This is a genomic window from Micromonospora sp. NPDC049175, assembly GCF_043197345.1.
Classification (GTDB): Bacteria; Actinomycetota; Actinomycetes; order Mycobacteriales; family Micromonosporaceae; genus Micromonospora.
The window spans coordinates 477,435-496,687 of record NZ_JBICSY010000001.1 but is presented as its reverse complement, the minus strand read 5'-3'; the positions used below and the strand labels follow the sequence as shown (position 1 = coordinate 496,687).

The 19,253-nt window shown below is 71.7% G+C and carries 17 protein-coding genes; 7 read left to right on the top strand and 10 right to left on the bottom strand.

Annotated features, from left to right (window positions below):
* Positions 1-49 precede the first annotated feature (49 nt).
* The 4 genes from ACGFH8_RS01995 to ACGFH8_RS01980 form a co-directional block, all read right to left on the bottom strand.
* A complete protein-coding gene (locus ACGFH8_RS01995; RefSeq protein WP_393362002.1) occupies positions 50-379 on the bottom strand; it encodes a GNAT family N-acetyltransferase in 330 nt (109 codons plus the stop codon).
* 220 nt (positions 380-599) lie between these two features.
* Positions 600-1,709 (bottom strand): 3-dehydroquinate synthase II family protein, encoded by a 1,110-nt coding sequence (locus ACGFH8_RS01990; RefSeq protein WP_393361999.1) that lies wholly within the window; start codon positions 1,707-1,709, stop codon positions 600-602.
* A complete protein-coding gene (locus ACGFH8_RS01985; protein ID WP_393361996.1) occupies positions 1,681-2,520 on the bottom strand; it encodes a 2-amino-3,7-dideoxy-D-threo-hept-6-ulosonate synthase in 840 nt (279 codons plus the stop codon). Before ACGFH8_RS01985 ends, ACGFH8_RS01990 begins: the two co-directional genes overlap by 29 nt.
* A 72-nt stretch (positions 2,521-2,592) precedes the next feature.
* Positions 2,593-4,053, bottom strand: coding sequence for a multicopper oxidase family protein (locus ACGFH8_RS01980; RefSeq protein WP_393361993.1), 1,461 nt, complete (start codon positions 4,051-4,053; stop codon positions 2,593-2,595).
* Positions 4,054-4,397: 344 nt separating this feature from the next.
* On the opposite strand from ACGFH8_RS01980, the gene ACGFH8_RS01975 reads away from it, so the two are divergent.
* Positions 4,398-5,513: a hypothetical protein gene (locus tag ACGFH8_RS01975; RefSeq protein WP_393361990.1), complete on the top strand. Its 1,116-nt coding sequence runs from the start codon at positions 4,398-4,400 to the stop codon at positions 5,511-5,513.
* A gap of 1,028 nt (positions 5,514-6,541) precedes the next feature.
* On the opposite strand, the gene ACGFH8_RS01970 is transcribed toward ACGFH8_RS01975, so the two are convergent.
* The 3 genes from ACGFH8_RS01970 to ACGFH8_RS01960 all read right to left on the bottom strand — a co-directional run bounded on the left by ACGFH8_RS01970 (position 6,542) and on the right by ACGFH8_RS01960 (position 9,063).
* Positions 6,542-7,369, bottom strand: a complete 828-nt coding sequence (locus tag ACGFH8_RS01970) for an ABC transporter permease (RefSeq protein ID WP_393361987.1) — start codon at positions 7,367-7,369, stop codon at positions 6,542-6,544.
* Positions 7,366-8,328 carry an ATP-binding cassette domain-containing protein gene (locus tag ACGFH8_RS01965; protein ID WP_393361984.1) on the bottom strand — a complete coding sequence of 321 codons (963 nt, stop codon included), beginning with the start codon at positions 8,326-8,328 and terminating at the stop codon, positions 7,366-7,368. Before ACGFH8_RS01965 ends, ACGFH8_RS01970 begins: the two co-directional genes overlap by 4 nt.
* Before the next feature lie 129 nt (positions 8,329-8,457).
* Positions 8,458-9,063, bottom strand: coding sequence for a response regulator transcription factor (locus ACGFH8_RS01960; protein ID WP_393361981.1), 606 nt, complete (start codon positions 9,061-9,063; stop codon positions 8,458-8,460).
* Between the two features lie 285 nt (positions 9,064-9,348).
* Here ACGFH8_RS01960 and ACGFH8_RS01955 point away from each other — a divergent pair, with 285 nt between their 5' ends.
* From ACGFH8_RS01955 to ACGFH8_RS01940, 4 genes are all read left to right on the top strand, one after another.
* Positions 9,349-9,540, top strand: coding sequence for a hypothetical protein (locus ACGFH8_RS01955; protein WP_393361978.1), 192 nt, complete (start codon positions 9,349-9,351; stop codon positions 9,538-9,540).
* Between the two features lie 13 nt (positions 9,541-9,553).
* Positions 9,554-11,800, top strand: a complete 2,247-nt coding sequence (locus tag ACGFH8_RS01950) for a TOMM precursor leader peptide-binding protein (protein WP_393361975.1) — start codon at positions 9,554-9,556, stop codon at positions 11,798-11,800.
* A gap of 35 nt (positions 11,801-11,835) precedes the next feature.
* The gene (locus tag ACGFH8_RS01945; protein ID WP_393361972.1) at positions 11,836-12,534 is read left to right on the top strand and encodes a hypothetical protein; all 699 of its coding nucleotides are present in this window, start codon (positions 11,836-11,838) and stop codon (positions 12,532-12,534) included.
* A gap of 122 nt (positions 12,535-12,656) precedes the next feature.
* A complete protein-coding gene (locus ACGFH8_RS01940; protein WP_393361969.1) occupies positions 12,657-13,850 on the top strand; it encodes a sensor histidine kinase in 1,194 nt (397 codons plus the stop codon).
* Between the two features lie 19 nt (positions 13,851-13,869).
* Here ACGFH8_RS01940 and ACGFH8_RS01935 read toward each other — a convergent pair whose 3' ends face one another.
* Together ACGFH8_RS01935 and ACGFH8_RS01930 are read right to left on the bottom strand one after the other, a co-directional pair.
* The gene (locus ACGFH8_RS01935; protein ID WP_393361965.1) at positions 13,870-14,478 is read right to left on the bottom strand and encodes a DNA-binding response regulator; all 609 of its coding nucleotides are present in this window, start codon (positions 14,476-14,478) and stop codon (positions 13,870-13,872) included.
* A gap of 121 nt (positions 14,479-14,599) precedes the next feature.
* Positions 14,600-16,120, bottom strand: coding sequence for a class I adenylate-forming enzyme family protein (locus tag ACGFH8_RS01930; protein ID WP_393361962.1), 1,521 nt, complete (start codon positions 16,118-16,120; stop codon positions 14,600-14,602).
* Between the two features lie 302 nt (positions 16,121-16,422).
* On the opposite strand from ACGFH8_RS01930, the gene ACGFH8_RS01925 reads away from it, so the two are divergent.
* Entirely contained in the window at positions 16,423-17,928 is a 1,506-nt protein-coding gene (locus ACGFH8_RS01925) for a SagB family peptide dehydrogenase (protein ID WP_393361959.1), read from the top strand.
* A gap of 234 nt (positions 17,929-18,162) precedes the next feature.
* Positions 18,163-18,342 carry a thiazolylpeptide-type bacteriocin gene (locus tag ACGFH8_RS01920; protein WP_204940828.1) on the top strand — a complete coding sequence of 60 codons (180 nt, stop codon included), beginning with the start codon at positions 18,163-18,165 and terminating at the stop codon, positions 18,340-18,342.
* Positions 18,343-18,531: 189 nt separating this feature from the next.
* Here the strand turns inward: ACGFH8_RS01920 and ACGFH8_RS01915 are convergent, their stop codons facing one another.
* Positions 18,532-19,107, bottom strand: a complete 576-nt coding sequence (locus ACGFH8_RS01915; RefSeq protein ID WP_393361957.1) for a hypothetical protein — start codon at positions 19,105-19,107, stop codon at positions 18,532-18,534.
* Between the last annotated feature and the right edge of the window lie 146 nt (positions 19,108-19,253).

Genomic DNA, 19,253 nt, shown 5'->3' with positions numbered 1-19,253 from the left:
CCGGGGCCTCGCCGGTATCGCGTCCAGCCACGCTGCCGCCAGCTCTGGTTCACGGCGTGGCGGCAGCTGCCGACCGCGAGTAGTTGTACACGATGTAGCCCCGGTAGACGGCGAGCTTGTCGTACAACGCGCGAGCGTCGGCGTCAATCTCGGTGTTCCAGTACAAGCGCGGGGCGCCATGCTCGACGCCATCCTTCGCCACCCATTCGATCATCGCGGTGGCGATACCTCGCCGTCGTACGCGTGGATCCACGAACAGTTCCGCCAGGTAGCATCTCCCGGCACCCCAGATGCTGGCGTGGAACAGGTAGTGCGCGATGCCGACCATTTTGCCGTCGAGGCGTGCGCAGACGCCACGGACCTGCTCTCCGTTCAGCAAGCGCTGCCACGTCCGTTCGTAGCCATCGTCGTCGACCTCGATGGCGGGCCGACCCGGCCGGCCGGCCGGCCCAGTGCGAGTGGAAGCTCCGGGTCAACCCTTCCCACTCGTCGCGGTCGAGTTCGGTCATCGGGCCAATTGTCATCACGGTTGCCATCCTTCGTCATCGCACAGAGGCGCGCCCCGCAGGCCACTGAACGCCTGCGGGGCGCGTCCCCACTCACTGTTCGCGGCAGAACTCCTCGATGGGGTAGCCGACGTGCCGATCGGCGGTGGGCAGGTGGCCCAGGATCCGGTCCCCGGGCTGCAGTTCGGTCGAGTTGAGCACCACCGCGTCGGGCCCGAGCACCCGCACGTGCCAGTCGTCCTGAAGGATCAGGTTGACCGTCTGCCCGTTCGGCGCGACCGCGTCGATGGAGATCAGGGGCCGGGTCTCGATCTTGACTCGGCCGACGGTGACCAGGCGGGTCTGGCCCTTGGTGGTCACCGCGAGCACCTTGCTGCCCGCCTCCAGCTCGCTCAGGTAGTGCGTCCGCCCGTCCGCCGCGACGGTGTACGAGTGGATGGCACCGGCGTTCACCCGGAACGGCCGGGTCGGCATGTACGGCAGGGGATGCGTCTCGCTGACGCAGAGCACCATTCCCTTGGAGTGGGAACCCACCAGGATCCCCTCGTCCTGCCCGAAGTACGTGCACGTGTCCACGCAGGCGCGTTCGCCCATGCCCACGTGCCGCGTCCGGGTGACCTCCAGCTCCACCAGCGGGATCTCGCCGTGCTGGCCGGTCGCCGCGCGGCGCAGCGCGGTGGCGTCACCCACCGACCGGGCGGCCATCAGCACCCCGTCGGAGCCGACCTCCAGCACCCCGAAGAGAATCTCGGCCTCGGGCACGTCGTGGGCCACCGTGACGATCGTCCCCTCGGAGGCGGCCGCCGCGGCGAGCACGATCTCCAGCGGAATCTTGGTGGGATCGCGGAAGTCCAGGACCGCGACTTCCTCCTCGCGGGCCGCCGCACATGCCTCGTCGAGGGTCGGCGCGTCGACGATCTCGACGTACCGGCCGAAGCGCACCCCGGGGTGCGCCGCCTGTTGCGCGGCCCGCTCCGCGCTCGGGCCGGGCAGCACCACCGTGTCGGCCTCCCCGAGGTGGTCGGGCAACTCACCGCCGCGCAGCAGCAGCACCTTGCCCAGCGTCGGTGGCAGGCCCGCGAAGGCCGCCGGGTCGGACGCCACCACGGCGTCCAGACCCTGGTGTACGGCCTCCTCGAGAATGGCTGCGGTCGCCTCACCGGCCGCTCGGATGTCAAGCCAGCACAGTCTGTTGCCCGTCATGGTGTCCTCCCTTTAGGTCGTCGATCTGTTCCATCGGGTAGCGATGCACCAGTCGCGCCACCCTGCGCGCCAGTTGCTCCGGGTCGTGGGCCTGGAAGAGGTTGCGTCCCATCGCCACTCCGGCGGCCCCGCCGGCCAGCGCGTCGGCGACGAAGCGGAGCAACTCGGCCTCGCTGCCCCGTCGCGGCCCCCCGGCCACCAGGACCGGGATCGGGCAGATGCTGGTGAGGTCGAGCATCCCCGCCACCGAGCCGGGATAGACCGTCTTGACCAGGTCTGCGCCGAGGTCGGCGGCGATGGTGACCGCGTGTGCGAGCAGGGCCGGGTCGCGGGGATCGTCGATCCGCGGCCCGCGCGGGTACATCATCGCCATCAGCGGCAGGTTCCACCTGTCGCACGAGTCGGCGATCCGGGCCAGGTCCTGGATCTGCTGCTGCTCCTGCCGGGAGCCGAGGTTGACGTGCACGCTGACCCCGTCGGCGCCGAGGCGAATCGCCTCCTCCACCGCCGTGACGACGTACTTCGCGTCGGGGTCGGAAGCCTGGCTGGTGCTCGCGTTGAGGTGCACGATGAGCGACATGTCGGCGAACCTGTCCGGGCCGATGTGTCGCATGCTGCCCTTGTGCACCACGACCGCGTCGACACCGCCGCCGGCGAGCTGGCCGACGAGCCGGTCGATGGGCTGGCTTGGCGTCACCACCGGGCCGTCGGCGATGCTGTGGTCGACCGGCGCGACGACCAGACCGGCGGTGCTGTGATGGTGCAGTCGGCGTAGTCGCAACGACCGTGCCGAATGGCTGTGTAGTGGCATTCTCATCCTTCCTGTCCCGAAGGTGTGCGGCCCGGTCCGGTGGGCCGGGAGTCTCTTTCGAGCAGGTCAGGATCAGACGACTCTGAATTGGGCCATCATGCCCATCCCGCTGTGATCGACCATGTGGCAGTGATAGGGGTAGACACCGCGCCAGGTCGTGAACGTCGCCTGTAGGCGCACCGACTGGCCGGGAAAGATGGTCACGGTGTCCTTCAGGCCGGATTCCGTGGGGTCGGCCGGGCTGGGTCCGCGATCGAGCACCCGGAACTGCACCAGGTGCATGTGGAAGTTGTGGGGAATGGTGGCGCTCGCATTCGTCACCGTCCATTCCTCTGTGGTGCCCCACGCGATGGTGGTGTCGATCCGGTCCGGGTCGAAGACCTTCCCGTCGATGTACGCCCGGTGGCCCGTCCCCGGTTCGTCCATGCGCAACTCCACCTGCCGCCGTACCGTCGGGGTGGGCAGCGTCGGCAGCGTGCGCAGCCGGGCCGGCACCGCGCTGCGATCCCGTGCGGTGGCCGCTACGACGTCGAAGCGCATGACCTGGCCGACCTGCTCGCTCGGGCCCGGACCCAGGAGGTTCTCCAACACGACCGAGCTGCCCGGTGCGTAGCGGGCGAAGTCGACGACGACCTCCAACCGCTCCCCGGGGGACAGCAGCAGGTACGGCGTGTCGACGGGCGCCTCCAACAGCCCGCCGTCCGAGCCGATCACGGTGAAGATCCCACTGTCGGCGAGCCGCAGCAGGAAGATGCGCATGTTGCTGGAGTTGACCAGGCGCAGCCGGTACCGCCGCGCCTGCACAGTGAAGCGGGGCGTCGGCCGGCCGTTCACCAGAATGGTGGTGCGGTTCTCGACGTCGTCCATGGCCCAGACCAGTTGCGCGTCGGCGTCGAAGTGGGCGTCGCGCAGCACCAGCGGAACGTCGAAGGCGCCGCGCGGCAGCGGCAGGGCCTCCTCGGTGGCGTCGGTGAGCAGGTAGAGGCTGCTCAGCCCGCGATAGAGGTGCTCGGCCTCCATGTGGTGGGTGTGGTCGTGCATCCACAGCGTCGCGTGCGGCTGGTGGTTGGGGTAGGTGTAGACGCGCTCCCCGCCGGGCGCGATCGTCACACCGCCGGAACCGTCGTCGCCCGGCGCGGTCGCCCCGCCGTGCAGGTGCACCGCGGTCGGCATGTCGAGCCGGTTGCGCTGGCGGACCACCACCCGACGACCGGAGCGGGCCCGGATGGTGGGCCCGGGCAGGTCACCGTTGTAGGTGTAGACCTCGGTGCGGGTGCCGGGCAGGATCTCCAACCGGCGGCGGTACATGGTGACCGAGTAGTAGTCGGCGGTGGCCGTACGACGGACCGGCCGCAGTGTCTGAGGCACCGTGAGCGGGACGGTGAACGGCGCCGGGACGGCGGCCGGCGGCGCGCCGGTGGCCGCCGCGGCGGGCGTGTCGGCCAGCCGGTCGGCGAGGCTGGCGAGGCCACCGGTCGCGCCGAGGATGCCCGACGCCGCACCGAGGCGCAGCAACTGACGACGAGTGGACACGGTGGTCCTTTCCGAAACGGGGTGGTGCGAATTCCGGTGCGTCCGGCGGCCCGGTCCGGGCCATTGCGCCACGCCTTGATGATGAGCCGCGAAAGGGCGTCCGGAAGGTGTCGGAGGGTCGGTCGGGGACACTTGTCATCGTCCCGCTGACGTTCCGTCATGTGCGTTTTTCACAGTCGTACGCAAAGCGGGGTGACACTTGTCAGCGGATCGTTTCCAGCACTTTCCCGCGCTGCTCGCAAGCCCGGATGATCCGAGGCGGAACGGCCGCCGGCAGTCGGCGGAACCGCTCATCCGAACCGGCACCAGTGGACGGTTTCCGATGCCTATGGGAGGTCATGGAGATGCTGGCTGACGCCGTGCCACCGCACACCGTGGAACTGGACACCACAGGCGTGACCGGTCTGCGCCTGTACACCCGGGGGCCGGTGAGCCTGCCCTGGCTCGCCGACCACGTCGTACCTGTCGCGCGGACCGTCGCCGAGGGCAGTGGACGCATCGTATATCTCAGGCGGGGCTGGTTGCGCGGCCCACACGTGGACATCATCGCGCGGCGCGCCTTCGGTCCGCCGCCACCCTGGCACTCCATCGCCGCGCGGCTCAACGCCGGGCCGCTGGACGTCGCCACCGCACTCACCGAGGAGGTGTACCTGGCTCAGGCCGAGGAGTTCGGCCGGCTGGAGGGATTGCCACACCCGTACGGCACCCTGCAGCCGCACGGTCTTGTGGAGTTCCTCTGGGCCGCCGGCATGGAGGAGCCAGCACCGGTGTTCGGCCAGCTCAAGGATGTCGTGCGGAGCACGCTCGGCCGGCCGCTGATGCGCCTGGTCGACGAGTTGTCCGCCCACCCGGAGCGGGCGACCGTACGCCTCGCCGAGGCGTTCGTCGCGCTCGCCGACACGCACGCCCTCGGCGCCGCGTACGGGGCTCTCTCGTTGCGCTGGCACGCCGAGGCATTCCTGGCCTGGGCGAAGCCGGCCGGCAAGGTCCGGACCACATTCGCCAACCGTCTCGCGAAGGAGGCCGACCAGATCCGGCAGGTGGTCGCCGATCGGCTCGCCGACGCGCCGTCACCCGCCGCGTCGGGCTGGCGGGCCTCGCTCGGCTACTGCGCCGGCGCACTCGACAACGCGGCCGCGACCGGGATGCTCACCCCGGACCTGGTCGACTCGGTGGGCCCGGACGGTGGGCCCCGGCGGCGCCTCGCCGGTGAACCCGACACCGACTTCCACCGGGCGGTGGGGGAGTCGGGCGTGACCGAGTCGCCGTCGCCGTTCTTCGCCTCGTACAACCTGTTGACGAACCTGTTCTACCAGCAGTTGCCGCTGTTGACCGTGTCCCCGCTGCAGCGCTACTACATGTGCCACGCGGTCGCGGAGATCGTCGACGACGTGCTGGGGGAGCCCTGGCAGGAGCGACTGCGCAGCCAGCGCTGGAACCTCAACGCCTTCGCCCACTGACCCCCGGCCGCCCACCGCGCCCGATCACACCGTGCCCGATCACACCGTGCCCGATCACACCGCGCCCGATCACACCGCGCCCGAACCACTGCGCCCGATCCACGGCCTCGGCCGAGGGTCGGGCGCAGTCGCCTGTGCCGGACTCCGCAGGGCCGCGCCGACCGGCGCGTGTCGCGGCCGCGCCGACCGGCGCAGGGCCGACGTCGTGGCCGTGCCGGACGACGCGGCTAGGCGGTGTCGCGCGGACGCCCGAAGCGCGGCCGGGCAGGGGGTGCTGGTCAGTACCTGTCGAGCTGCCCCATCCGTGGGGCGGGCTGGCCGGGCGGCGCTCACCTCGGTCTGCGCCCCGAGGATGACATCGAGGGCACGACAGGCGGACTGCCGTGCGGCGGCGCCACAACCGCGCGGCGAGCCACGGGCACGCAATTGGCCTTGGGCACGCAACCGGCCTTGGGCACGCAATTGGCCTTGGGCACACAACCGGCCACGGGCACGCGATTGGCCATGGGCACGCGATTGGCCATGGGCACGCAACCGGCCACCGGCACGCAATTGGCCACGGGCACGCAACCGGCCACCGGCACGCAACCGGACACCGGCACGCAACCGGACACCGGCACGCAGCTGGCCACGGGCAGGCCCGCCCCACTGGTGGGGCAGCTCGACAGGCACAGCGACCAGGCACCGTGCCCTCCGCCTCACGCCGTCGAGGGACGGTCCGCCGGTGGCTGATCGGCATTGCCCGGCACGCCTGCGGCTGGGGTCACCGACGAGCATGGTCCACCGTGAGCGAGCCAGCCGCGTGAGCACGTCCCCGTCCCGCTGACCCTGCCCGCGTCCACGCCGTGCCGCGCCCCCTGCATCTGTCCGCAGCCGCAGCCGCAGCCGCAGCCGCAGCCGCAGCCGCAGCCGCAGCCGCAGCCGCAGCCGCGGACGAGAACGGCGACGTCCGGGCGGCGAGCTCCGGAACCAGGGCCGGAACTCACCGTCCGGACGCCGCCGTGCTGGCGGGCCGGTACGGCCACGGATCACTCCGGGCGCGGGTCCCAGCGGAACCGACGGACGGCGATCAGGGTGCCCAGCACGCCCCAGGCGAGCAGGACGCCGTGCTGTTTCCAGTGCAGGCCGTCGCCTGTGGTGAACGCCGACAACAGGGCGTCGTTGAACGGCTTCACGGGCAGCAGCCCCGCCAGGGTGTTCAACGTGTCGGAGTGGATGGGGAAGTAGCTGCCGGAGATGAAGACGAGCGGGAACTGTACGAACTGAACCACCGCGGGGGCCGCCTCGGAGTTGCTGACCAGCGAGGCGACCGCCGCACCGAGGGCGCAGTAGCAGACCGAGCCGAGCAGCAGCGTGACACCGACCGAGGCCCAGTCGGCGGGCACCGGCGCGTCGTACAGCGCGCCCACGCTCACCACCAGGACGACGTCGATGACGCTGACCATCAGGCAGTGTGCGAGGAGCCCGGCGAAGTAGATCCAGGCCGGCAGCGGGGTGGCGTGCAGTCGCTTGAGCACGCCGGTCTGCCGTCGGGCGGCGAGCGCGATGGCGAGCTGGCCGTAGCAGGCCCCGAGCACCGACACGGCGGCGATCGTCGCGGTGTAGTACTGCATGCCGGTGCGGCCGTAGAAGAAGTCGCTGGCCTCCCCGCCACCGAAGACCGCACCGATGATGGCGATGAACGCGATCGGAAAAACGAACGTGAAGATCATGGCCTGTGGGTTGCGCCAGAACGACAGCTGCTCGTACCGAATCTGGTGCAGCAGCACGGCCAGGTCGCCGCCGCGGCGGCGGCGGGACGGGCGGTCGGTGGTCGCGTCGGTGACGTCGACGGCGACGGGATTCAACGTGGTCATGCTGCCCTCCGGTTCCTGCGGCGCTCCCGACGTGACGTGGGCGAGGCTTCGGGCTGGCCGGCGGCGTCGCCGGTCAGGCTCAGGTAGACGTCCTCGAGGGTGGGCTGCTCCACCGCCAGTCGGTGCAGCGACGTCCCGCGTGCCAGCGCCCAGCCGGTCAGCCGGTGCAACGCCTCGGTGGCGTCGTCCACCTCGATGGTCACGTTCGTCTCGTCGATCTCACTGGGGACGACGGGCAACTCCTCCGGCGCCACACCGTCGGGACGGGCGAAGCGGATCCGGGTACGGGCGGTGTCTCGGCCGCCGATCGTCTCCGGGGTGCCCTGTGCGACCACGCGGCCCGCGTTGAGCACCACGATCTGGTCGGCGAGGGCCTGCGCCTCGTCCATGTAGTGGGTGGTCAGCACGACTGTGGTGCCGAGATCGCGCAGGCTGCGGACGACCTCCCAGGCGCCGCGGCGGGCGGTCGGGTCGAAACCGGTGGTGGGTTCGTCGAGGAAGAGCAGCTTCGGGTCGCCGATCACGCCGAGGGCGAGGTCCAGCCGGCGTTTCTGCCCGCCGGAGAGGTCCTTCACCTTGGCGTCGCGCTTCTCGTCGAGCCCGACGAGGTGGATTACCTCGTCCACGTCACGGGGGGCCGGGTAGTAACCGGCGCTGCGGGCGATCGTCTCCCGCACGCGCAGGTGCGGTTCCACAGCGATGTCCTGGAGGACCAGGCCGACCCGCTCCCGCAGCCAGCGTCGCTCGGCCCGGTCGCCCGGGTCGCGGCCCAGCACCTCCACGTGGCCGGCGTCGCGGCTGCGGAAGCCCTCCAGGATCTCCAGCGTGGTGGTCTTGCCGGCGCCGTTCGGGCCGAGGAGGGCGACGATCTCCCCCTGCTCGACGGTGAAGCCGATGCCGGCCACTGCCTCGTGTCCGCGATACCGCTTGCGCAGCCCGTCGACTACCAGGGCGCTCATCGGGGGTGCTCCGGTGCTGTCACGTTTTTTCCCTTTCGATTGGTTTTCCAGGACGCTAGGGCGTCCGGCGGCCGGAGAGTGGCGTCGCTGACCGACATCACCGTGGTCCGGGACAGATGTCACAGGCAGTCAGAGCCAGCCCTGCTCGTAGGCGATGCGGGCGGCGTCGAAACGGTTACGCCCCTTGAGCTTGCGCATCGCGGAGGAGGACAGGTTGCGGACCGTCCCGGCGGAGAGGAAGAGCTCCTTCGCGATCTCCTTCACCGAGGCGCCGCCGACGGTGAGGCTGAGGATCTCCCGCTCGCGGTGGGACAGGGCCTGCGCCCGCGCCCCGGGTGGCCCGATCAGGGCCGGGTCGATGGTGAGGCAGCCGGCGGCCACCCCGCGGACCGCGCCGACCAGGTGGGACAGGCGCGCGTGTTTCGGAATCACGCTGAGGACGCCCGCCTCCACCGCGCGATCCACGAGGGCTCGGGTGGGCGCGGCGGCGATCAGCGCGACGCCGCAGGAGGGGAGTGCCTCGCGTACCTGACGGGCGAGTTGAAGGCAGTCGGTGCCGGCCATCCCCATGCTCAGGAGCACGATGGAGGGACGCAGCTGCCGGACCGTGGCGACCACGTGCTGGCCACCGTTGACGAGACCGACGATCTCGAAGCCCGGGACCGTCCGCAGAGTCTCCGCGAACGCGTCCAGGACCAGAGCGTGGTCGTCGCAGACGACAATTCGAATGCTCATTGGGCCACCCCGCTGGTGAGAGAGTCGTCGCTGGCCGGCGTTGCCAGGGCCATTCCGACGTTGCCCAAAAGCATGGCGGCGCGACCGTGCCCGGAACAGTGCGCCGATCCCGAGACGGACATGAAATTGCGCGGCCGGCGAACCTGAATTTCCCCACCGCGCCGATGTGTGTTTTTCACATCGGGTCGGTGACGTCGGCACTGGTGGGGCCACCCCCCGCGACGACACCATTTCTCCATCGCAGGGCGAGCCTGATCCCCTGCCCCACCCGGAACGAGGATCACCATGGCGCACTCATCCGCCCCCGACCGCGACTCCCGTGTGGCGGGCACCGCCAACGCCTTCCGAGGCCTCGCCAGTGCGAGCTCCGGCCTGCGGATCAGCCAGCACGACGGGTGGACGACGTCCGACACCGCGGCTGCCGCCTTCACCTGGATCTGTCTGGCGGACGCCGCTCACGACGAGCGGGCCGCCTGAGATGACCGGGGTCGTGGAGCCGTCTCTTGTGGGCTTCCGGCGGCACCTGCGTCCGGAGGTCGTCGCCGGCGAGGCGACGTACCTCTTCTCGGAGCACGGTGTGACGGCCGTCCAGGCGGCCCGGATGGAACACCTCACCCCGCTGCTGGACGGCACCCGCGACGTGGCGACGGTGCTGCGGGAGGCCCCGGAGGAATGCGCGGGGCTGGTCCGCGACCTGGCCGAGGCCGGGCTGCTCGTCGCCCGTACCCCCGGTCGTGGACAGCACGACCCGCGGGCCGTGGCGTACTGGGAGTCGGCCGGGCTGGACAGCGATGCCGCGACCTCCGCCCTGACCGGCGCCGCCGTCCGGGTCCAGGCCGTGGGCGGGGTCGACGACACCGCGGTACGCGAGGCCTGCTCCACCGCCGGCCTCACCCTGATGACCGGCGAGGGTGCCGCGGACCTCGACGTGGTGCTCTGCGCCGACTACCTCGACGCCGAGCTGGCCGCGGTGAACCGGCGGCAGAGCGAAGCCGCACGACCCTGGCTGCTGGCCCGCCCGGTCGGCACCCAGCTCTGGATCGGCCCGGTGCTGCGACCGGGTCAGGCCTGCTGGCACTGCCTGGCGCACCGGCTCTGGTTGCACCGGCGGGCCGAGGCGTACGTGCAGCGCGTCCTCGGACGCGACGGACCGGTGCCCCGTCCCGCCGCCGCCGTGCCGCCGTCGGCCGCCGTCGCCGCCCACCTCGTCGCCCTCGAAGCGACGAAGTGGCTGGCCGGCCACCGCTACGCCGGTCAGCAGGCGGTGTGGACCGTGGACACCCTCACCCTCGACGGGCGGCGTCACGAGCTGCGGGCCCGCCCGCAGTGCCCCTCCTGCGGCGACCCGCAGCTCGTCCGCGAGCGCACCCGCCGCCCGGTCACCCCGGTCAGTCGGCCCAAGGCGTCGACCGACGGTGGTGGCCACCGGGCGCTCTCACCGGAGCAGGTGTGGCAGCGGTACGAGCACCTCGTCAGCCCGGTCACCGGGCTGGTCCGGGAGATCCGCCGGGACACGCACGGGCCGGAGTTCCTGCACTCCTACCGCGCGGGCGCCAACCTCGCCCTGGACGTGCGCGGCCTGGACGACCTGCGTCGAGGTCTGCGCAGTGAGCACGGCGGCAAGGGCGCCACCGCCGAGCAGGCTCGGGTGAGCGCGCTCTGTGAGGCGCTGGAACGCCAGTCGGGCACGTTCCACGGCGACGAGTTGCGCATCCGGGCCCGCTTCGGCGAGCTGGGCGACGAGGCCGTCCACCCCAACGCGGTGCAGTTGTTCGACGACCGCCAGTACGCCGATCGCGCCGCCTGGAACACCCGGCACTCGGCGTTCCAGTACGTCGGCCCGCGCTTCGACGAGCACGCCGAGCTGGACTGGACGCCGGTGTGGTCGCTGACCACCGGGCGGCAGCGCCTGCTCCCCACCGCCCTGCTCTACTACGGCACCCCGGCGGAGGCCAGCCAGCGGTGCCTGCGGGCCGACTCGAACGGCAACGCCGCCGGAGCCAGCCTGGAGGACGCGATCTGCCAGGGTTTCTTCGAGCTGGTGGAGCGCGACGCGGTGGCGCTGTGGTGGTACAACCGCACCCGGCAGCCGGGGGTGGACCTCGACGCCTTCGCCGACGGGTGGATGGTCGAGCTGCGGCAGGTGCACCGCCGGCTGCACCGTGAGGTGTGGGCCCTGGACCTGACCGCCGACCTGGGCGTGCCGACGTTCGTGGCCCTGTCCCGGCGCACGGACAAGCCGGCGGAGGACATCGTCTTCGGCTTCGGTGCGCATCTCGACCCGGCGGTGGCGCTGCGCCGGGCACTGACCGAGGTCAACCAGCTGCTGCCCGCCGTGGTGGAGGTGGACGCCCAGGGGAGTGGGTACGCCTGCGACGACCCGGAGGCCCGCCGCTGGTGGGCGAGCGCGACGGTGGCCAACCAACCCTGGCTGCGGCCGAACGCCGAGGTGTCGGCCCGTACGCCCGCCGACTACGGCTACGTCCCGGGCACCGACCTGCGCGACGACATCCGTACCGTGCAGCGGGCGGTGGCGGCGCAGGGCATGGAGCTGCTGGTGCTCGACCAGACGCGGCCGGACATCGGCCTGCCGGTGGTGAAGGTGCTCGTACCGGGTCTGCGGCACTTCTGGGCCAGGTTCGGGCCGGGGCGCCTCTTCGACCTGCCGGTCCACCTCGGGCGGCTGGATACCGCCACGAGGTACGAGGACCTGAACCCGATTCCGATCTTTGTCTGATCCATCGGCGAGTCGCCGGAGCGAGGAGGGCCCAGGTGAACAGCCACATGTCGTGGCGGCAACCCGGCCGGCAGGTCAGGACTGTCGCACTCTGGTCGTTCCCGGAGGACGTGCTCGTGGAGACCGGCGCCCCGGACGGCAGCGTGCTGCTGCTGACCCGGTGGGGTGAGATCCGGGTGACCGATCCGGACCCGACGACCGTGGAGTCGCTGCGCCGGATGAGCTTCGGCCCGGTGTCCCTGGAGAACGTTCTCCGGGGTGTCGCGGACGACGGCGTCGAGGACCTGCGTCGCCGGCTGGCCGCGTTGCTGGACCGCCTTCAGCACGTGGTGGTCCGGTCGGTGGGCCTGGACGACGGCCTCGGTCCGTGGCTGTCGGCCGTGCCCCTGACCCCGAGCGCGTCGTTCCGGGTGGCACCGCCGCCCGCCGACCGCCCGGTGTGGCTCTCCCCGGCGGTCCAGACGCGCCGCGAGTCGGGTGCTCTGGTGCTGGAGGTGCCCGGCGGCGCGTACCGGGTGGTCCTGCACCGTCCGGACGGCGGCCCGCTGGTCGAGGCGCTGGCCGTGCCGCGCACCGTGGCGGAGCTGACGGTGGCCGTGGGACTGCCGACGGCGCTTGTCGGTGAGGCGGTGGCGCATCTGCTCGCGACGGGCGTGGCGGTCGCCGGCGCGCCGACCGAGCCGGCGGCGGCGACCAGCGGGGACGGGCAGTCCGCGGGGCGGGCGCACGAGTGATGCTGCCCCCCGCTCGGGCGGCGCAGACCGTAACATCGAACTCCGCCGTCATCGCGGATCCGCCGCGAGGGCGCGTTCGCATACGCTCGCGCGGAGAAGATCGGCGCTCGGGGGGCGTGCACATGGACCGGACACCGTCAGACGACTCGAGACCGCTCAACGACGACGTGCGCACCGGCCCCACGGCGTCGCGACTGGCCCGGGCCGTGGTCGCCACCGTCGTCACCGGGCTCAGCCTGGTCGCGCTGCTCAACATCCTCGAGGCGGCGCAGGAGCCCCGCGCGGTCGTGCTCGCCCTGGTGTCGATGGGCGGCCTGCTGTCACTGCAACTGTTCTTCCTGACCGATCGGGCCCGTCGGCTCGCCGCGCCGGCCCGTCTGGGGCTGCTCGCCGCCCAGACGCTCCTCGGTTTCCTGCCGTTCTTCGTCTTCGGGCAGTCCTGGGTCGGGATGCCGGGCTTCGTCGCGGGCAGTTTCCTGCTGATGCTGGCGCCTCCCCGCTCCGTCGTGGCGTTCGCGGCGACGGTGTTCGGCACCGTCGTGATCCAGTCGGCGATGACCAGCGAGGTCCTGCTCGTCGCGTACACGACGGTGTCCACGATGCTGACCGGCCTGATCGTCTACGGGTTGTCCCAGATGTCCATCCTGGTCGGTGAGCTGCACACGACCCGCACCGAACTGGCCCGGTTGGCGGTGATCCGGGAACGGCTCCGCTTCTCCCGTGACCTGCACGACCTGCTCGGCTACAGCCTCTCCGCGGTCACCCTCAAGAGCGAGTTGACCCGCCGCCTGGTGGTCCGCAACCCGGACCGCGCGCTCGCCGAGCTGGACGACATCCTGGGCATCTCACGGCAGGCGCTGGCCGACGTACGGGAGCTCGCCAGCGGCTACCGCGACATGTCGCTGGGCGACGAGGCCCGCTCGGCGCAGTCGGTGCTGGCCGCCGCCGGCATCCGGGTACGGATGGAGATCGACCACCCCCCGCTGCCGCAGGCGGTCAGCACCGTGCTCGCCACCGTGCTCCGTGAGGGAGTCACCAATCTGCTGCGGCACAGCAGGGCGCGCAACTGCGAGGTCCTGGTGAGCGAGCAGGGCGGGCGCGTGCTCTTCACCATCGCCAACGACGGCGCCGACCAGGGGCCCGGCCTGCCGTCCGAGCACGGGGGCAGCGGGCTGCGCAACCTCAGCGACCGGGCCGGGGCGCTCGGCGGCCGCCTGGTCACCTGTTGCACCCCGGACGGCTGGTTCCGGCTCAAGGCCGAGCTGCCGGTGAGCCTGCCCGCCTCCGTGGACGCGCCCGCCCAGCTCGCGTCCTGACCGGGCCGGCCGGCAGGGGTCAGAGCCAGCCGGCGTCGCGGGCGATCCGGATCGCGTCGATCCGGTTTCGGGCGTTGAGCTTCGTCACCGCGGTGGTCAGGTAGTTGCGGACGGTCCCGGGGGACAGGAACAGCCGCTTGGCGATCTCGGTCGGCTCGGCGCCCTTCTCGGTGAGCCGGAGCACTTCGGCCTCGCGTGTGGTCAGCGGGCATTCGGCGCTGTCCCAGGCGGAGAGCACGAGTTGCGGGTCGACCACCCGACGGCCGGCCGCCACGCCCCGGATCGCGTCGGCCAGGATCTCCGGTGGGGCGTCCTTGAGGATGAAACCGGCGACGTGCGCCGCCATCGCCCGGCGCAGGTTGCCCGGCCGGCCGAGGCTGGTCAGCATCAGGCAGCGGCAGCTCGGCAACTGCTCGTGCAGCAGACCCGCCGCGGTCAGCCCGTTGATTCCCGGCAGGTCGATGTCGAGCACCGCGACATCCGGCCGTTGCGCCAGCGCCGCCGGCAGGATGTCGTCACCGGACGCCACCTCGGCGACGACGTCGATGTCGGGCTCCAGGGCGAGCAGTGCCAGGAGGGCGCCGCGGACCATGTTCATGTCCTCGGCGAGCAGAACCCTGATCGTCACCTGGCCAGCTTCGCATCAACGACGTCGACGGTAGGGGCCGCTCGTCCGACCATCGCGGCTCTCCGGCCGACAGTCGTCGGGCGTTGACCGTCCGGATATTCCATTTCGACTGAACGGCGGGTCAATCGGCGGCGGCGCGGAGGGCGACGCGGTCGGGTTTTCCCGACACGGTCAGCGGCAGCGCGTCGAGGAACGAGAAGCTGGCCGGCACGTGCGCCGGCGAGAGCCCGGCGGCGACGTGGTCGCGTAGTTGGGCGGCACCGCACCGGACCCCCGGACGCAGCTGCACCGCGGCGTGGGCGGTCTCGCCGTGGCGCGGGTCGCGTCGGTCGTACACGACGGCGTCGGCGACCGCCGGGTGGGCGAGCAGCACCCGTTCCACGGTGGACGGATGGATCTTCAAGCCGTTCGCCTTGATCACGCTGCCGATGCGTCCGACGAGGTGGAGGTATCCGTAGCGGTCGAAGCGGGCCAGGTCGCCGGTGCGCAGCCAACCGTCGTGCATCGTCTGCGCGGTCAACGCCGGGTCGCCGAGATAGCCGGCCATCGTGGTCGCGGCGCGTACCCAGACCTCGCCGGTGACGCCGCGCGGCGTCGCGGCCCGGCCGTCGGCCTCGCGGATCTCCAGATCGACCCACGAGAAGGGCCGGCCGACGCTGGGCAGGAGCTCCGGCTCGGCGTGATCGAGCGGGGTGAGGGTGCACATGCCGCCGGCCTCGGTGCTGCCGTAGAGCTGGGTCAGCCGTTCACCGAAGAGCGTCACCGCCTGGGCGATGCGGGTCGGAGCGGCGAAGGTGCCGCTGTAGAGCACCTGACGCAGCGAGGGCAGCGCCCGACGGGCGGCCTCCGGCCGGTCGACAAGCTGGTAGAGGTGCGGCACCGCCAGGTAGACGTCCGTCACCCGGTGCCGGACGACGGCGTCGACCACGTCGTCCAGGCCGAAGCCGTCGCGGAGCACCACCGCGCCCCCGCCGATCAGGACCGCGTCGACCATTGTCGCCGTGGCGTGGCTGACCGGGGTCACCGACAGCATGGTCACCGGCCAGTCCGGCGCGCCGTCGCCGGCGGACACCCGGATCCGGGTGTCGCGGGCGCCGAACGGTTGCCGCACCAACTTCGGGTCACCGGAGCTGCCACTGGTCAGGTCTACCACGGCGATGTCGTTCGGGTGCCAGGCGGCGGTCGGGAGGCGACCCGACCGGTGCCGGAGCAGGTCGTCGACGGCCAGTACCGTCAACGCGGGCGCCGCGACGGCCAACTCCCGACCCCGCCCGGCGTTCGCCGCGTCGACAACGAGGGTGCGGGCACCCGTGGCGCGCAGCACCCGCAGGCGGGCGACCGTGGACAGGTGCTCACCGTCGGCGCGGGCGTTCATCGAGCGTACGTGTGTGACGGTGGCGCCGAGCAGGTGCGCGGCGTACCGGGTGACGAGCATGGCCGGCACGTTCGGCTCGGTCAGCACGGCCACCGTCTCCCCGCGGGCCACACCCGCGCGGGCCAGTCCGACGGCGGTGGCCAGGATCGCCGCGGCGAGCGCACCGCCGGACGTCGATCCCTCCGGTCGGTGCAGGACCTGCCGTCCGGGTCGCCGTTGCAGGGCGTCCAGCAGCCGTCGTACGTAGTTCGCCTCGCCGGTCTCCACCCGTGACCTCCCGTCCGCGGCCTCCGCCCGCCGCCGGGCAGGAGGGGGCTCGGCCAGCCTCTGCCCGGACCCCACGTCTCGGCCAGCGCCACCACGATGTCCGTCACGGATGCCGGTACGGGTGTCACGAGCCCGGCATGACCGGTGTCACCGGAGTGCGGTGCGCGCGTCATCAGTCGACGACGGCGGCGGGGGTGGCCGGTGACAGTGGTGGCGGCGCCTCGTTGCGTCGTGTCCGGCGAGGTCCGGGATCCGTGGCGGCGAGACCCGAGACCAGCCCCGCGACGGATACGGAGTGCACCATGCAGACGACAACCCTCACCGACGGCACGGTCGTCGGGTTCCGCGACGACGTCCGGGCGGAGTTCGAAGCCGGTCGCATCGTCCTCACCAGCCCCGCCGGCGTGGTCGCGATGCGGCAGGTCGGCGACGGGCTCACCGCGGCGCTCCGCCGGCTCGCCGACGGGCCGGTCGACCCCGCCGACCTGCTCAGCGGGTTGACCGGGCGGGAGGCCGCCCAACTGCGCGGGTTCCTCGACCGGGCGCCCCACCTGCTCGCCCGGGGCGTCGTCGCGGCCGAGCAGGAGATGCTGCGGCTGGAGCGGACCGCGCCGGGAGCGGAGTACGCGCCGGTCACCGTGGCGCCGGCCGCCCGGGTGCGGCTGTCCCGCTTCGCCTTCTGCCGCTCCCGGGAGGGCGCGCTGGTGCTGGAGTCGCCGTTGGCCCGGCACCGGGTGCTCCTGGTGCACCCGGCCGCCCGACGCCTGGTGGCCGAGCTGGGCGCCCCGCGTACCCCGATGGACCTGGCCGGCGACGACCTCGACGTCGCGGCGGTCGGCACGCTGCTGGGTCATCTGGTCGGTGCGGGCCTCGTCGACGCGGGGGACAGCGCCGGCGGCTTCGAGTCCGAGACGGATCCGACGCTGCGCCAGTGGTCCTTCCACGACCTGCTCTTCCACTCGCGCACCCGCCCCGGTCGCTACGACGACCCGATCGGTGGGATCTACCCGCACCGGGGGGAGATCCCGCCGCTGCCGGCCGTCAAGGAGCCGCCGGTGGGCCGCACCGTGGAGCTGTACCGCCCGGACCTCGACGAGGTACTGGCCCGGGATCCGGCGTTCACCGTCGCGCTGGAGGGCCGCCGATCCATCCGCTCCTACGGCGAGGAGCCGCTCACCCTGCGCCAGCTCGGCGAGTTCCTCTACCGGGTGGGCCGGGTGCGGGTGCTGCGCGGTGCCGAGGGCGACCCGACCGGCAACGAGATCGTGGGACGGCCCTATCCGACCGGCGGGTCGGCGTACGAGATCGAGCTGTACCTGACCGTGCGCCGCTGCGCGGGCCTGGACGCCGGGATCTGGTTCTACGACTCGGTGGCGCACCGGTTGGTGCTTGTCAACGACGAGCCGGCCGACCAGGCGGCGATGTTGGACGTCGCCGCGGGAGCCACCGGCGGCGAGGCGGACGGTGACGTGCTGATCACCCTGACCTCCCGCTTCCAGCGGCTGTCCTGGAAGTACGCGGGCATCGCCTACGGGATGACGCTGCGGCACTGCGGGGTGGTCTACCAGACGATGTACCTCGTGGCGACGGCGATGGGGCTGGCGCCGTGCGGGCTGGGGATCGGCGACGCCGACCTGGCCGCCCGGGTGTTGCGGCTGGACTGGCTGCGCGAGACGTCGGTGGGGGACTTCCTGCTCGGCAGCCGGCCGGAGGGTGAGCTGGGCACGTGGCGCACCGAGGACGGCTGGCAGCTGCTCAACGGCGCGGAGTGGGCGCTGCGGGCCGGCGCGGAGCTGGGCCGCGAATGACCCGCCGAAGCGTCGTCGAGGGGGCCGTCCGGGCCTGGTGTGCGCCTTCTCCGAAAGGCTCTCACCTTGCCTCCGGGCGGCCCTTTCCCGATTGCGGCCGGCGCTTGTGTAATTGCCACCGTGATATGTGTCAGCAGGCGCTGGCAAAGCATGGACACGGCCGTTTGGTAGGGCCAGAATTGATTTCACCGGAAGGGTTGAAGAAAAGCCCTTCACCACAGAGGGAGAAATGACATGAGCATCGACGAGACCCAGGCCGCCGCCCAGGACGACAAGACCTTCGACTCGTTCGAGATCGCCGACCTGGAGGTCCTCGAGGTCGCCCAGGGCGTGGCCCTGCCGGAGCTGGGCGCGTCGAGCGGCAGCATCGGCACCTCGTCCTCCTCCTCGACCTGCTCGTCCAGCACCTGCTGAACGACAGTCAGAGTCGGACCGAGACCAGCCGGACCGGCGATCGGACACAGTGGATGAACGGCGGCGAGAACCACCTGTCGCCCTCGCCCACCCGCTCGCCCAGCACCTGCTGACGCGGCTGACGTCGGCTGTGCTCGTCCAAGTCGAAGTTGGACGAGTGCAGCCGACGTCGGTGCGCCTGGCCCTCGCTCAGCCGCGCCGGGAAACGTCCAGCGCGGTGGACCAGAGCGCGACGGCGGCCGGCAGGCCGACCACCGCGCGTACGGTCTCGTTGCCCGTGTCTAAACCGTACGCTGTCGCGCCGGCCGCGGCCACCAGGATCAGCAGCGCGCCGGTCCACCAGTAGCCGGGGACGTCGAAGATCTTGGCCAGCGGCAGGAAGTGCAACCCGACGACCAGGCAGACGGCCACCACGATCAGCCCTGGTGAACCGGCCTGGAGCAGCCCGAAGACGGCGCCGAGGATCAACGCGGTCTGGGCCAGGTTGACCAGGTGGAACCAGCGCATGGAGTGCGGGTGGACGCGGCGGACCCGGGACGGGCCGCGCGCCCGCAACCGCCGGCCCGCCACCAGGAGGGCGACGGCGGCGACCACGGCGACCAGGTCGAGGGCGAGTCGGACGCCGGTGGGAACCGGCAGGCCGGTCACGCCCACGATCAGCCAGAGCAATCCGTAGACGATCATTGTGACGACGCCCATGGCGAGCGGGCCTCGGCGATTCACGGACTCGCCGCCCAATTGACGCGCGCCGGTGTCAGCAGACATGAGTAGACCCTAGCGTAGGTCGCTCAAAAGGCGCAAACCACCCGCCGGGACTCGCCGTCAGCGAATTGCTGACAGTTGTCAGGAACATTGTTGTTCGATCGCCGCGCGGGTCGAGAATTGAATTCCCAGTGAATTTCCTGCTCGTC

Excerpts from the sequence above, each read along its gene's own strand:
- ACGFH8_RS01915 (WP_393361957.1), bottom strand. The coding sequence starts at position 19,107 with ATGTCTGCTGACACCGGCGCGCGTCAATTGGGCGGCGAGTCCGTGAAT.
- ACGFH8_RS01970 (WP_393361987.1), bottom strand. The coding sequence starts at position 7,369 with ATGACCACGTTGAATCCCGTCGCCGTCGACGTCACCGACGCGACCACC.
- ACGFH8_RS01955 (WP_393361978.1), top strand. The coding sequence starts at position 9,349 with ATGGCGCACTCATCCGCCCCCGACCGCGACTCCCGTGTGGCGGGCACC.
- ACGFH8_RS01975 (WP_393361990.1), top strand. The coding sequence starts at position 4,398 with ATGCTGGCTGACGCCGTGCCACCGCACACCGTGGAACTGGACACCACA.
- ACGFH8_RS01985 (WP_393361996.1), bottom strand. The coding sequence starts at position 2,520 with ATGCCACTACACAGCCATTCGGCACGGTCGTTGCGACTACGCCGACTG.
- ACGFH8_RS01960 (WP_393361981.1), bottom strand. The coding sequence starts at position 9,063 with ATGAGCATTCGAATTGTCGTCTGCGACGACCACGCTCTGGTCCTGGAC.
- ACGFH8_RS01925 (WP_393361959.1), top strand. The coding sequence starts at position 16,423 with ATGCAGACGACAACCCTCACCGACGGCACGGTCGTCGGGTTCCGCGAC.
- ACGFH8_RS01920 (WP_204940828.1), top strand. The coding sequence starts at position 18,163 with ATGAGCATCGACGAGACCCAGGCCGCCGCCCAGGACGACAAGACCTTC.
- ACGFH8_RS01990 (WP_393361999.1), bottom strand. The coding sequence starts at position 1,709 with ATGACGGGCAACAGACTGTGCTGGCTTGACATCCGAGCGGCCGGTGAG.
- ACGFH8_RS01940 (WP_393361969.1), top strand. The coding sequence starts at position 12,657 with ATGGACCGGACACCGTCAGACGACTCGAGACCGCTCAACGACGACGTG.
- ACGFH8_RS01965 (WP_393361984.1), bottom strand. The coding sequence starts at position 8,328 with ATGAGCGCCCTGGTAGTCGACGGGCTGCGCAAGCGGTATCGCGGACAC.